This window comes from Lactobacillus rizhaonensis, assembly GCF_036246345.1.
Taxonomy (GTDB): domain Bacteria; phylum Bacillota; class Bacilli; order Lactobacillales; family Lactobacillaceae; genus Lactobacillus; species Lactobacillus rizhaonensis.
Map to the genome: position 1 here is coordinate 28,598 of NZ_BTTV01000003.1, position 12,990 is coordinate 41,587.

The 12,990-nt window shown below is 33.0% G+C and carries 12 protein-coding genes; 11 read left to right on the forward strand and 1 reads right to left on the reverse strand.

The features are described 5' to 3' along the window. Positions 1-76: 76 nt before the first annotated feature. The 5 genes from AAA915_RS04705 to AAA915_RS04725 all read left to right on the forward strand — a co-directional run bounded on the left by AAA915_RS04705 (position 77) and on the right by AAA915_RS04725 (position 6,145). On the forward strand, positions 77-1,633 hold the full coding sequence (locus AAA915_RS04705; RefSeq protein ID WP_338201827.1) for an SLAP domain-containing protein: 1,557 nt from the start codon (positions 77-79) through the stop codon (positions 1,631-1,633). A 153-nt stretch (positions 1,634-1,786) separates the two neighbouring features. Beyond that, entirely contained in the window at positions 1,787-2,185 is a 399-nt protein-coding gene (locus AAA915_RS04710) for a nuclear transport factor 2 family protein (RefSeq protein ID WP_338201830.1), read from the forward strand. A 288-nt stretch (positions 2,186-2,473) separates the two neighbouring features. Further along, positions 2,474-3,838 carry a PTS sugar transporter subunit IIC gene (locus AAA915_RS04715; protein ID WP_338201832.1) on the forward strand — a complete coding sequence of 455 codons (1,365 nt, stop codon included), beginning with the start codon at positions 2,474-2,476 and terminating at the stop codon, positions 3,836-3,838. A gap of 14 nt (positions 3,839-3,852) precedes the next feature. Further along, the gene (locus tag AAA915_RS04720) at positions 3,853-4,953 is read left to right on the forward strand and encodes a DUF871 domain-containing protein (RefSeq protein WP_338201835.1); all 1,101 of its coding nucleotides are present in this window, start codon (positions 3,853-3,855) and stop codon (positions 4,951-4,953) included. A 124-nt stretch (positions 4,954-5,077) separates the two neighbouring features. Beyond that, positions 5,078-6,145, forward strand: a complete 1,068-nt coding sequence (locus tag AAA915_RS04725; RefSeq protein WP_338201837.1) for a DUF871 domain-containing protein — start codon at positions 5,078-5,080, stop codon at positions 6,143-6,145. Positions 6,146-6,200: 55 nt separating this feature from the next. Here AAA915_RS04725 and AAA915_RS04730 read toward each other — a convergent pair whose 3' ends face one another. Continuing rightward, positions 6,201-6,920 carry an alpha/beta hydrolase gene (locus AAA915_RS04730; RefSeq protein ID WP_338201839.1) on the reverse strand — a complete coding sequence of 240 codons (720 nt, stop codon included), beginning with the start codon at positions 6,918-6,920 and terminating at the stop codon, positions 6,201-6,203. Between the two features lie 118 nt (positions 6,921-7,038). On the opposite strand from AAA915_RS04730, the gene AAA915_RS04735 reads away from it, so the two are divergent. The 6 genes from AAA915_RS04735 (at position 7,039) to AAA915_RS04760 (ending at position 12,957) form a co-directional block, all read left to right on the forward strand. Further along, positions 7,039-7,938, forward strand: a complete 900-nt coding sequence (locus tag AAA915_RS04735; RefSeq protein WP_338201840.1) for a BadF/BadG/BcrA/BcrD ATPase family protein — start codon at positions 7,039-7,041, stop codon at positions 7,936-7,938. Then, entirely contained in the window at positions 7,935-9,029 is a 1,095-nt protein-coding gene (locus tag AAA915_RS04740) for a DUF871 domain-containing protein (RefSeq protein ID WP_110446503.1), read from the forward strand. The genes AAA915_RS04735 and AAA915_RS04740 overlap by 4 nt, the downstream gene beginning before the upstream one ends. 20 nt (positions 9,030-9,049) lie before the next feature. Then, positions 9,050-10,327 carry a PTS sugar transporter subunit IIC gene (locus AAA915_RS04745; RefSeq protein WP_338201843.1) on the forward strand — a complete coding sequence of 426 codons (1,278 nt, stop codon included), beginning with the start codon at positions 9,050-9,052 and terminating at the stop codon, positions 10,325-10,327. Between the two features lie 5 nt (positions 10,328-10,332). After that, complete coding sequence (locus tag AAA915_RS04750) at positions 10,333-10,596, forward strand: acylphosphatase (protein ID WP_338201845.1); 264 nt, start codon at positions 10,333-10,335, stop codon at positions 10,594-10,596. A gap of 7 nt (positions 10,597-10,603) precedes the next feature. Then, the gene (locus AAA915_RS04755) at positions 10,604-11,740 is read left to right on the forward strand and encodes a DUF1343 domain-containing protein (RefSeq protein WP_338201847.1); all 1,137 of its coding nucleotides are present in this window, start codon (positions 10,604-10,606) and stop codon (positions 11,738-11,740) included. Positions 11,741-12,111: 371 nt separating this feature from the next. After that, on the forward strand, positions 12,112-12,957 hold the full coding sequence (locus AAA915_RS04760) for a MurR/RpiR family transcriptional regulator (RefSeq protein ID WP_338201849.1): 846 nt from the start codon (positions 12,112-12,114) through the stop codon (positions 12,955-12,957). Positions 12,958-12,990: the final 33 nt, after the last annotated feature.

The following is a 12,990-nucleotide window of genomic DNA, read 5'->3' on the forward strand; positions in this document are numbered from 1 at the left end:
GCTATTTGAATTAGCGGTTTTTAAGTATACAATATTATGTACCGATATAATTTTAAAATAACGAGGTTGGAAACAAATGAAGATTAGTCGAAAATTATTAATGGTATCTGCAGCTGCGTTAATAGGTGTCAGTCCTGTACTTAGTGCAAGCCAAGCTGTTGTGGTTCAGGCCGCTAACAAGACTACCGCTAAGAAAGAGACGACAAAGAAGAATACCATTAAGTTGAGTCATAATGCTTATGTTTATGATAAAAATGGTAAACGCTTGAAGACCTACATGGGTAGTGCTAAAAACACTAAAATTGCTAAGGGCATTACTCTAACATTTAGTAGTAAAGTAACTATTAATAAGAAGGATTATTACAGTATCGGTAATAATGCTTTCATTAAAGCTGCTAATGTTGGCTATGTTAATGGTAAAAAGGTGACTAAAAGTGCACCAGTGGCTACTGCAAAGGTAAAGCATAATTCATATATCTATAATGCTAAGGGCAAAACAGACAAGAAAAAAATTAAGAAAGGTCAAACTGTTACAGTTGATCAGTTAATTTATATTGGTAAAAAGTTGTTTTACAGAATTAATGGTCAAAGCAATCAGTTTATAAAAGCCACAAATGTTGGTAAAACCAGTGGTGCTAAACTGAAACCAATAAATAAGAAGCCTGGTAAAAATGAAAATGTACCAAGCGATAATCAAAACGACCCAACTGTAATTCTTCTTAATCATAATGCTTATGTCTATGATAGTAACGGTGAAACCACCAAAACTTTGATTAGGAGTGGGGAAAAGGTAACAGTTGATAAATTGCAATATATAGGTAAAAAGCTTTATTATCACATTAATGATTCTAATTACCCAGGTAATGATCAATGGGTTAAAAAGAATAATGTGGGAATTGTTACTGGCAAGCAACTTGAGCCTTCAAATTCAAAGCCTGAAAGTGATGAAAATGTGACAACTGTTACTTTAGCTCGCACCGCTAATGTCTATGATAATAAGGGAGTTTTACAATCAACTAAGACCTTTGCTAAGGGTCACACTGCTCGTGTAACAGAATTGCGTTATATTTGGGTAGCAGCTGAAAACCAATCTGCACTGTTTTACAAGTTGCAAAGTGATAAGAATGGCTATCTGAGAGAATCAGATATTAGTAACGTTAATGGTGTTAAATTATCTCCAGTCAATACTCCAGAAGCAGCTAAGAATGAAAATACGTATGCTTCAGCAACTGATAAAAAAGCTTTGCAGGATGCTTTGAGTCAAGATACAACTGTTAAAGCCAGTGATGCTTATAAGCTTTCTGCTAAATCATTACGTGATGCTTATGACGCAGCTATATCTAGTGGAAGTCAGATTAACACTGCTAAATCAACTGTTACTCAAGTCAATGATGCTTTAACTAAAATTAATACTGCTAAAGCAGCTTTAAATGGTAAAAAGATAGTTGTTAGTGATTTAAAGAACTTGTCATTAACTGAAGCCAGTCAAATTGTTGATTTAGTTGCCAGCGTAAATGGTGTAGACAAGAGTGCTGTACAATTTAGCAACAATAATACGATCCTGACGATTATTAGTGCTAATGGTTTCCAAAAGCCTGTAACTATCACTGATTACGTTACGACAAATAAATAAGTTGTAAATAAAAAATCAGTTAAACTAAAAAGAACGCAATTTACTGAAAAAGTGAATTGTGTTCTTTTTTGAATTTTATATATAGCTTTTTAACTTTAAGCTTATAATATTGATAGATTCTAAAAGCCAAAATGAAAACTGGCAGGAGGTAAAATGATGCACACAACTGAGCAACTTTTCGCTGAGGAAAAGATTATTAGAGAATATTTTAATTCATGGCTAGAAAGAGATTTTAGTAGACTTGATAACTGGTTTAGCCAAGATGTCTATTACCGTGAATGCTATGGTGCTACTTATAAGGGATTAAATGAGTTAAAAGCCTATATCAATTCAAAGTCTAAAGAGCAGACAGTTTTAAAATGGGATATTTCTCAAATCGAACAAACTAATACTGGTAAATTTGTAGTTACTTGGTTTTTTGATGCTAAAGAAAAGCAGGAATATTGTTTTGACGGTGTTTCTCTAATAGCTTTTTCTGATAGCAAGATAAAAAGCATAGTGGAATATTCAACCAAGCATGAGACATACCGACCATACAAGGACAAAGTGTAACCATGATTTTGTAAACATCATATATTTAACTCATTGGTGGTAATAATTTAAATTTAATAATTCCTTTTTTTATTTCATAAACAAAAAGGTTAAAAAATTTTTTAGAAAAATATGGTATATACCATTTATATTCAAAAGCTATAAATATATTGAAATTGAAGACTGATTTGGTTTAGACCAAAGCTGAAAATCCTACTGCCACAACATTTTTCACCGATTTATAGTAAAACGTTTCCATTTAATGTGCTATAATACAATTGTAGTGAAATATTAGTAGGAGGAAATATTATGAATGCTATAATTAATTGGCTAAACAAGCATCTAGTACCTGTTGCAGCCAAGATTGGTTCAATTCGTTGGCTTGTGGCTTTACGTGATGCCTTTATTTCGATAATGCCAATAATGTTAGCTGGTTCTGTTGCTAGTGTATTGAATGCCATTTTTAGAGACGTTCCCACCAACCTAGGCTGGATGGGTGTTGTTAACTCAATGCAATGGCTGATCAGTATCGACGCAATGGTCTGGACAGGATCAACTGCTATTTTGGGTTTGCTGTTTGCCTTTACCTTTGGTTATCAGATGTGTGTGCAATATAAAGTTGAACCAATTGCGGGTGGTCTTCTTACACTAGGCACATTTATTATGAGTTTGCCTCAGAGCTTTTCAATTGATTTGAAAAATGCTCTTACTAAAGGTGATATAAAGACTTTAACTGATGCCGGTACAGCTGTTGTCGGTAAAAATGTCAGTGCCTGGGGCTGGTTTAACTTTAATAAGTACTTTGGTGCTTACGGCTTCTTTACCATAATGATCATGGGTGCCATTTCAGTTTCAGTTTATATTGCTTTAGTTAAGAGACATATTACTATTAAGATGCCAGCAAGTGTTCCACCTGCAGTTTCTAACGCTTTTACTGGTATTATTCCAGCAACTGCTGGTTTGTTCGTTGTCGGTATTATTGATTATCTATTTAGTTTGAAGAACACTACAGTTATTGACTTGATTGCTCAAACGATTCAAGAGCCATTAATGAAGATGGGTCAAGGATATGGGTCATTGCTATTAATTGTGTTCTTAGTACAACTGTTCTGGTTCTTTGGTATTCATGGTACCAATGTTCTGGCTCCAGTTACTGAAAGTATTTGGACAACAGCATTAATTGCTAATGTTAATGCCCACAAGATGCAAAAAGCTTTACCATATATGTGGACTAGAAGCGACTTCGACCTTTATGTTTGGATTGGTGGTGCAGGTTCAACACTATTACTTATCCTAGCTGTTCTTGCCTTTTCAAAGCGTGAAGATGAACGTGCCGTTGCCAAAATTTCTCTTGTACCTGGAATCTTTAACATTAACGAGCCTATGATGTTTGGTATGCCAATTGTTTTGAACCCAATTTACATTATTCCATTCATTCTTGCTCCATTAGTTATGGTATCAATTGCTTACGGTGTTCTGAGTCTCGGCTGGGTAAGTCCGGTTGCAGTACAGACTACTTGGGCAATGCCGCCATTCCTTAACGCAATAATCGCTACGATTGACTGGCGTTCAGTTATCTTACAAATTGTTAATATGGTTGTTGGCTTCCTAATCTATGTACCATTCGTTATTGCATCTAATAACATGGATCCTGAAAAAGTTAATAAAGTTTAAGGAGCAATAATTTTATGAAACAGTTAGGTATTTCCCTTTATCCCGAACAAAGTACATTTGAGCAGGATAAAGAATATATGGATTTAGCTCACAAGTATGGCTACAGCAGAATTTTTTCTTCACTCTTGCAATTAAAGAGTGCCAGCGGTGAAGATTTACTTGCCAAGTTAAAAAAAGACGTTGCTTATGCAAATGATTTAGGGTTTAAAACCGTAGTTGATATTAATCCCGTTTTATTTAAAGAATTAAAAATTGACTATAATGATTTAGTCTTTTTCCATGACTTAGGCGTTTGGGGCTTAAGGTTAGATGAGGGCTTCAGCGGTATGGAAGAAGCCGCTATGACTCATAATCAATATGGGTTAAAAATAGAACTTAATATGAGTCGGGGTACTAATTATTTGGATAGTATTATGGCTTATGACCCTGAAGTTGATAATTTGATTGGTTGTCATAACTTTTATCCTCAAGAATACACGGGATTAAGTGAAAAGATTTTTAATGAATATTCACAAAAGTATCGTGACTATGGTTTACATACTGCTGCGTTTATTTCATCTAAAAATGCTCAATTCGGTCCGTGGCCTGTTCATGAAGGTTTACCAACAATGGAAAGCGATCGTCAAAGAGACATTTTTAGTCAAGTAACACATTTGCGCTTGAGTAAAAAAATTGATGATATTATTTTTGGCAACGCATTTGCTAGTGAAGATGAACTAGCTGCTGCTGCAAAAGCTTTTAACAGTTCATTTCCTGCTTTAGGAATTGAATTTGAACAAGATATTTTGCCAATTGAGAAGACAATTTGTCTTAAAAAGCCGCATTTGTATCGCGGTGATGCTTCGGAATTTTTGTTGCGTGATACACAACCCCGTGTCGTTTATGCTAAAGAAGATATTCCTGCACATAATAACGATAAAGCCTCTTTTGAAAGAGGAGATATAGTTGTTGTCAATGATAAATATCCACGCTACAAGGGAGAATTACAAATTGTTTTAACTCCATTTTCAAATGATGGTAGACGTAATCTTGTTGGTCACATCAGTCCAGATGATTTGGATCTGTTGAAAGACATTGAGCCTTGGAGTACATTTATATTACGAGAATCTAACTAAGTTAATTTAATTATTAAAGCCATGAGCAATTGCTCATGGCTTTTTAATATGCATTTTTTTAAATAAAAAATAGTATAATTGTACATGTAAGTGATTTCATATAAAGGAAGAGAATTAAATTACTATGCTAGGTTTTTCAATGTATCTCAACCGCGATTTTACGGCTGATGACTATAATTATCTGCTGGCAATGCGTAATGCGGGATTGACTACTGTTTTTACTTCATTGCATATACCAGAAGATGATCAAAAAGTTGTTTTGAAAAGATTAGCTGAATTAACCAAGTGGTGTCAAAATTTAGAAACAGATATCATTGCTGATGTTTCAAAAGAGGGACTAGAGAAATTAGGCATTGCACTAGATAATGAAAAGCAGGTTAAAAGTCTGGGGTTAACTGGACTAAGAATAGATGACGGTGTATCCGCAGCTACTATAGCTAAACTTTCGCAGAAAATGCCAATTACTTTGAATGCCAGTACTATAAATAAAGATGACATCACAGCTTTACGAGAACACGGTGCCAACTTTGAAAATTTGCAAGCTTGGCATAACTTTTATCCTCGCCCGGAAACTGGCTTAGATGAAAATTGGTTGGAACAAAAAAATAAGTGGTTACACCAAATGAATTTGAAAACGATGGCGTTTGTTGCGGGCGATGATGTTCTGCGTGGACCTATTCATGCTGGACTGCCAACTCTTGAAAAACATAGGGGTGAGAATCCTTTAGCTGCCACATTGGAATTGAAACAGCTTGGTTGCGATCATGTCTTCATTGGTGATGGCTCTTTAACAACGAATATGATTGACTGTTTTAAAAATTACATCAAACAGCAGACTATTACACTTCATGTTGATGAGAACCTGCCTGAATTATTCAATTATGAATGGAGCAATCGTCCAGATGTTGCGCGAGATGTGATTAGGTTGACGGAGGGGCGTAGCCGCCAACTTTTTAACACAGAACCACAGAAAAAAGTAAGTTCACGTCCTAGGGGAACCATTACTTGTGATAATAAATTATATCTGCGTTACCAGGGTGAATTACAAATAACTAAGTGTGATTTACCAGCAGATAAGAAAGTTAATGTCTTAGGACAAGTGGTGCCTCAAGACTTACCGCTTTTAGATCTAATCGGTGCAGGCCAGAAGATTAGCTTTGTACCCATTGCTAAGAAATCAACAAGTTTATAATAACCTAATGAAGTTAAAATTATTTGCTAGATATTTGGAACCAATGTTTACCTGATTAAAATTTCTCCAATGGTAACCAGTCAAAAATTTTCTCAATTTGTTTATCCCAAAAAGTCCAGTCATGTTTGCCACTGCTAATTTGCATGTTTAAATTAATCCCTAGTTTTTTAATTCTGTTTACAAACTTTTGGTCATCATTCAAAAGAGGATCTGAATCACCAATTAAATTCAACCAATTTGCCATAGATAAAATATTTTTATTTGATAATGCCAAATTATACAATGAAGGAGTTTTTTTACTCTCTATTATTTGATAATCTGGCATTATTTTTGGTAATACAGATAAGTTGGTTACAGGAGACATAGTTGCGATATAGCTGAATTTATGTGGATCCGTAAATGACCACTTATATGCTCCAAATCCTCCCATTGAATTACCGACTAAAAAGTTTTTGTTCTGATTAGTACTAAAAGGAAAAACAGAATATAAATAATGATATAACTCATCTGTTAGATATGTATAAAATGGCAAACCATCTTGTATATTTAAATAAAATGATCTCTGCATGTCGGGAAAAATTATAGCAGTATTGTATTTTTCTGCGACTAATTCGATTCTAGTTTTTCTCAGCCAAGTATTACCATTGTCTCCTAGTCCATGTAACCACCATATTACTGGTAATGGTTTTACTATTTTTCGATCAGGAAGTAAAAGTCTCACGGTAGTCTGATTTTCTAATAACTTTGATGAAAATTGAATTTTTACAAGAGCCATATTGTTCTCCTCTTTGAAATTTTTTTACACAATTTTTATAAAAATATTGAAAATATTTTTCTTTATATTATAATGTAAGCGTAAACAAATAACAAATGCTTTTTTAGAAGGTGATTAATTGGAATATGTAATTGGGATAGATAGTGGTGGGTCACACATTGTAATTCAGGCAATTAATTTAAAAGGAAAAGAATTGTTTGAATTCACTAGTGTGAGTTGTGGAAATATACTGATTGATTATTCAGCAACACTTGAACAAATAAAAAAATTAATTTTTAAAGTTGATGGCAATCTTTCTTTAAGTTTTTGCAAAGTAATAGTAATTGGAATAGCTGGTTTAAGTAATAGTAAATGTGCTTCTAAATTTAAAGAAGAAATTTTTAATTGCTTTCACTTACCAGTAGTTTTGATGACAGATGTCAGCCTAGGTATGTGGAACGTATTGAGTGGTGAAGATGGAACTTTGGCAATAGCTGGAACTGGTTCAGCTGTTTTTGCCAAATCCAAAAACAAAATCGATCGTGTTGGGGGATGGGGATATCTTATAGGAGATGAGGGCAGTGGATATGACATTGCTCGAAGAACAGTAAAGTTTATAACGAGTTCCGTTGACCATCACTTGAAAGATGACTTTACCGATTTATTTTTGCAAAAATCAGGATTTGACGGAGTTTCAGATTTAATTTCCTGGATATATTCTAATGATAGAGATCAAATTGCTACACTAGCTAAAGTTACCGCCGAAATTGCTCCTACTAATTCGCAAGCTCTTACTATTATTAGTAATGCTGCTAATGACTTGGCTAAACAGGTAATTATATTGCTGAAACGGAACCCCAAGAATTTGTTGATTGGTGAATCAGGTGGTGTATTAACTACGAATACTATATACAGAAAGAAATTTGAAATAGTAATAAAATCGTTCTCTCCAAAAATGAAATTTGTTATTTCTTCTAAGAATAATTCGTATGGTAGTTATTTTTGGTATAAATATAATAAGGAAAATATTGAATCATGACAATGCGCCAATTGGGTTTGTCAATTTATCCCGATCACAGTGATCAGGATAAGGACGAATCATACATACTGCAGGGTGAAAAATATGGCTTTACCAGAATATTTATGAGTATGCTTGAAGTCAAAGATGTTTTAGCTACAAAAAAGAAGTATAAACACATAATTAATTTCGGTAATTTACATGGCTTTACTACCACTTTGGATGTTTCTCCAAATATTTTTAAAACAATTGGAGCTTCATATACTGACCTAACCTTTTTTAAAGAACTAGGTGTAACAGGAATACGCTTAGATCAGGGGTTTGATGGCATTACGGAGGCCGAGTTGTCTTTTAATCCAGAGCACTTAATTATTGAACTTAATATGAGTAATGATACAGGATATTTAGATAATATCCTTAGTTATCAAGCCAATGAGCCATTCATATATGGATGTCACAATTTCTATCCCCAAATTGGAACTGGACTGGAAGAAGAATTTTTTATACGTACAAGTAAAAGGTTTAAAAAAAGAGGAATACATACAGCTGCCTTTATTTCAAGTCATTGTGGAAACTTTGGCCCTTGGAATGTTAATGATGGGTTGCCAACAAGAGAATGTGACCGAAATTTACCGATTGAAGCGCAAGCTAAGTCGCTGTTTATGACGAACTTAATTGACGATGTAATTATTGGTAATGCTTATGCGAGTGAAGTCGAAATGAAAAGACTAAGTTGTATAGATAGATATGAATTGAGTTTTAATGTCAACATTTCCAATAATATAAGCGCTGTTGAAAAGAAGATATTATTAAATGAAAAACATTATCGTCGAGGAGACAGCAATGCATTAGTTGCAAGGTCAACAATGTCTAGAGTTAAATATAGAGATATAAATAATCCTTGTCATGATAATGATAAAAAATTTCATGTTGGTGATATTGTTGTTGGCAATGACAATTTTGGTATTTATAAAAATGAATTGCAAGTCGTTTTAAAGTCTCATTATGATACTCGTAAAAATAAAGTGGCAGAAATTGATAAAGTAGATATCCCTTTATTAAAGTATTTAAAGCCATGGACAAAATTTAAATTTAAAGATATTACGTATTAATTTTATGAAAGGAGTATATAATGAAAAATTTTAGTAAAAGCCTTGAACAAAAGGTAATGCCAGTAGCAACAAAAATATCTCAAAATCGATACTTGGTTTCGATTCGTGATGGTATTATTGCTACTATGCCTTTAACAATGCTTGGAAGTTTTTTCGTTCTATTCGCACAATTACCAATTACGGCTTATCAAAATTGGGTAAAGCCTTATGTTACAACAATTATGCTGCCATATAGAGCAACAGTTGGTTTAATGGCGGTTTATGCTGCATTTTGTATAGGTTATTATTTGGCAAAGCAGTATAAAATAGATGCCTTGTCTAGTGGATTAATAGCAATGGTAGCATTTATGATGACTACCATTCCTGTAATAGCTAATGATGCTGCAAATCCAAAATTGTCACTAGGAATGGTATTACCAATGACCTATTTAGGTGGATCAGGTATGTTTACAGCAATGGTAGTAGCTATACTCTCTGTAGAAATTGTAAACTTTTGCGTGAAGAAAAATATTACAATAAAAATGCCTGATGCTGTTCCTAAATCTGTTTCTCGCTCATTTACAGCAATTATTCCAGCTGCAGTTGTAATCATACTAGTCTGGATTGTTACTGGTATTTTGAAGTTTAACATTAGTGAGTTTTTAATGACAATTTTTAAGCCGATTATAAATATAGGTTTGAATTCATACTTAGGAATTATTATCCCAACTTTGCTTATCACCATATTATGGTGTATGGGAATTCATGGATATGCAATAATTGGTCATATCCTCGAACCTTTCTGGTTAATCCTTTGGCAACAAAATGTTGATGCAGTGGCTGCTGGACATGCAGCTACTAATATCGGAGCTACTGGTTTTTATAATTTCGCCTGGATTGGTGGCGCCGGTGGTACCCTTGCTTTATGTGTAATTGCAGCCTTTTGTTGCAAATCAGCTTATTTGAAAGAAGTTGGTCGATTAGCATTACTACCAGGTATATTTAATATTAATGAACCTATCATTTTCGGTGCACCTATTGTATTGAACCCAATACTTGCAATTCCATTCATTGTTGGGCCATTTATTACTACTACTGTTACATATTTTGCTATGTATTTTAATTTGTTAAACAAAACTTCAGTTAATGCACCATTTACTGTACCATTTCCGCTTATGGGTTATATGACAACTTTAGGAGATGTAAGAGCTATTTTCTGGATGCTTCTTAATTTTGTGATTTATTTAATTGTCTATTACCCTTTTACTAAGATGTATGATAAACAATTACTTAAAAAAGAACAGGCTGAGGCGAAGTAATAGATATGAGAAAAAAGTTGATATTACATGGAAACTTAACTGACGGTGGTGTAAAGTATGTCGCACAGCGATATGCAATGGAACTACATTTAACAGGTATTTCTGCTCGTGGTCCTGAAGGAACAATTGAAATTGAAGTTCAAGGTGGAGAGCAAACAATAAATAAATTTATAGAAAAGATCAAACAGGGTAATCAGTTCTTTAGTGTTCAAAAAGTCGATGAAAGTGTAATTCCAGAGATACCCGAAAAAATCTTTCATATTGGTTAAAGCAGTCATGAAATTAGGTATTGAAAATATTAATGAGTTTAAACCTTTAATAATTAATAAAAATATTGGCTTAATTACAAACTTTACGGGTTTAACTTCTGATTTTAATTCGACAATTGATGTTTTGAACAAATACTCCTCAGTAAAGAAAGTATTTACGCTAGAACATGGGTTACATGGTATTGCTGATCCTGGACAAAAAGTGGCAAATTATTTTGATCAAACTTTAAAAATAACGATTCATAGTCTTTATGGCAGTCAGCTTGCTCCTACTGCTGACGAATTAAAAGATATTGATATCTTGATCTTTGATGTTCAGGATATTGGTGTCCGTTACTTTACATATATAAGCAACATGTTTAAATTAATGCAAGTCGCAAATAAACTAAATTTACCCTTCTTAGTCATGGATCGCCCCTTACTTTTAGGTCGTAAAAAGCCATTAGGACAAATAATAAAGCCTGACTTTTATTCCTTTGTTGGAATGTTGCCATTGCCAAATTATTATGGTTTAACAATTGGTGAATTAGCAAGTTGGATAAAAGCTACTCAATTACCTAATTTGAATTTATTTGTTAGTCATTTAATTGGTTGGAAACCTGAATTAAATATTGAAGAAAATGGATTACCGTTTGTAGCTCCGTCACCAAATTTACCCTCAATGGATGCCCTTAGATTATATCCAGGTCTTTGTTTGTTAGAAGGAACTAATATTTCTGAAGGAAGAGGAACGGTTAAACCGTTTGAACAACTAGGTGCTCCATGGATTAATGAAAAAGAATTTACTAAAACTTTGCGAGATTCTTTTCAAAATAGTGGCGTCTTGTTTCAAACGGTGTGGTTCAAACCAAGTAGCTCTAAGTTTTGTAATAAGATTTGTAAAGGAGTACAAATACATATTGTAAATCATAGCTTTAATCCATTAATAGTAGCAATTAAAATTATACGAGTTCTATTAGTTTTATATCCAAATAAATTTAAGATGGATTTAGTTTCACCTGCTATAGGAACAAAACATAATTTTATTGAATATTTAATGGGTTGTGAGTTTCGCAACTTAGATGATACAGACCGTTTACTAGCAATTTTTGAAAAGGATGACGAACCTTTTTATAAAATAGCACGTAATTATTATTTTTATTAGGGAATAGGAAAATGTCTATTGGATTAAGCATTACTTTTTTAGTTGTTATATTACTTTTTCTGTTCATATTAGCATATAGTCTAGTTGAGAAAGTTTATAAGAGTGGTCACAAAATTTATAGTATGCTGGTTGGCTTTATCAGTTGTTTGTTATTAATATATGATTCGCTTTTTGTCAAAAATACTATAATATCAGCTATCATTCAAGCATTATACTTATTTGGTGGCATCATCTTCTTTATGTCTTTTAATTTGAACTTTAAGCTTATAATAAAAGGTAAAGGAAATAGTTGGTTGGCAAAGCGTATAAGACGATTACAATCAATAAGTAAAAATATTAAATAATCAATTTTTATCCTTGTTAGGTGTTTTATGAATTTTCAAAATAGAGTTGAAGCAGTTCGTGATAATTTAACAAAATCAGAAGTCAAAATTGTCAAATTTATAGAAAATCATCCAGATAAATCTCTTAAACTTAGTATTAACGAATTGGCTAGTTGTGCGCAGTCAAGTTCAGCAACGGTTACAAGACTAGTAAAAAAGCTTGGCATTGATTCTTTCACAGCCATGAAAGTAATGATTTCTAAAGATTTGGGAGGCCAAAAAGAAGATAGTAACTATCAATTGGATGTAAGAAAAAATGAATCTTTCATTTCCATTTCTGATAAGTTACAGGAAAATTATAGTAAAAATATTATGGCTACCAAAGAACTACTGAAAGAAGAGATTTGTCAATCCGTAGTAAATCGCTTACTAAAAACCAAAAATTTATATGTTTATGGCGTTGGCGCTTCGTCACTCGCTTCAACTAATATTTATCAAAAATGGTCAAGAATCGGTTGCCATGTAGTTAAAAATCAAGATTTTGAAGTCTTTTTAACGAATCTTTGTGGAGCTAAATCTCAAGATACCTTGTGGTTAATTTCTAATTCAGGCGAAACGAAAGAAGTATTGAAGTTGGCGAATTTTGCAAAGCAAAATAATATTTTTACGATTTCTCTTACCAAATTTGGCCAAAATTCTTTAGTTAAAAACACCAAGTTAAATTTGACGACATGTAAACCCCTAGAGCCTGATGTTAGAGTTGGAGCAACCAATTCTATTATTGGTCAGTTTTATGTAATTGATGTAATTTTCTATTTGTACTTTAGCCATAGTTTTGAAAAAAGCTATAAGGCAATAACTGCTTCAAAAAATGCTGTTAAGAAATTTAAATAATATAACTCATCTGATTTATTAGAACTTAAAAAC

Bases quoted from the DNA above. Each gene is read 5' to 3' on its own strand.
- AAA915_RS04725 (WP_338201837.1), top strand. From the start codon at position 5,078: ATGCTAGGTTTTTCAATGTATCTCAACCGCGATTTTACGGCTGATGAC.
- AAA915_RS04705 (WP_338201827.1), top strand. From the start codon at position 77: ATGAAGATTAGTCGAAAATTATTAATGGTATCTGCAGCTGCGTTAATA.
- AAA915_RS04720 (WP_338201835.1), top strand. From the start codon at position 3,853: ATGAAACAGTTAGGTATTTCCCTTTATCCCGAACAAAGTACATTTGAG.
- AAA915_RS04715 (WP_338201832.1), top strand. From the start codon at position 2,474: ATGAATGCTATAATTAATTGGCTAAACAAGCATCTAGTACCTGTTGCA.
- AAA915_RS04750 (WP_338201845.1), top strand. From the start codon at position 10,333: ATGAGAAAAAAGTTGATATTACATGGAAACTTAACTGACGGTGGTGTA.
- AAA915_RS04745 (WP_338201843.1), top strand. From the start codon at position 9,050: ATGAAAAATTTTAGTAAAAGCCTTGAACAAAAGGTAATGCCAGTAGCA.
- AAA915_RS04740 (WP_110446503.1), top strand. From the start codon at position 7,935: ATGACAATGCGCCAATTGGGTTTGTCAATTTATCCCGATCACAGTGAT.
- AAA915_RS04730 (WP_338201839.1), bottom strand. From the start codon at position 6,920: ATGGCTCTTGTAAAAATTCAATTTTCATCAAAGTTATTAGAAAATCAG.
- AAA915_RS04760 (WP_338201849.1), top strand. From the start codon at position 12,112: ATGAATTTTCAAAATAGAGTTGAAGCAGTTCGTGATAATTTAACAAAA.
- AAA915_RS04710 (WP_338201830.1), top strand. From the start codon at position 1,787: ATGATGCACACAACTGAGCAACTTTTCGCTGAGGAAAAGATTATTAGA.
- AAA915_RS04755 (WP_338201847.1), top strand. From the start codon at position 10,604: ATGAAATTAGGTATTGAAAATATTAATGAGTTTAAACCTTTAATAATT.